We start from the raw sequence: 298 nt of genomic DNA, 5'->3' as shown, positions 1-298 counted from the left end.
CCGCCTAGTGATCTGGTTCGGAGATCCTGTCGCAGTAGCGGCAGATGCGGTCGAGGTTCTGGTCGGCGGTCTTGGTCCATTTGAAGGGCCTGGCATCGTCGTTCCAGACCTTGATCCACTCTTCGAGTGCGGTCTTGAGGTCGTCGAGTGAGCAGAACACCCCGCGTGTGAGGCAGCGTCGTTCCAGCTCGGCGAACCACCGTTCGACCTGGTTGATCCAGGACGAGTAGGTCGGGGTGAAGTGGAGCTGGAAGCGGGGGTGCGCGAGCAGCCACTTGTGCACCACGGGCGCCTTGTG

General features: G+C 62.4%; 1 protein-coding gene. It reads right to left on the bottom strand.

Annotated elements, in window-relative coordinates:
• Positions 1-4 precede the first annotated feature (4 nt).
• A partial coding sequence (locus NQU54_RS48950) for a transposase (protein ID WP_257636710.1) occupies positions 5-298 on the bottom strand: 294 nt, incomplete at its 5' end.

The organism is Streptomyces malaysiensis subsp. samsunensis (genome assembly GCF_024519315.1).
GTDB lineage: Bacteria > Actinomycetota > Actinomycetes > Streptomycetales > Streptomycetaceae > Streptomyces > Streptomyces malaysiensis.
Note: the sequence above shows the minus strand (reverse complement) of the source record. Positions and strands in the feature narration are given on the sequence as shown.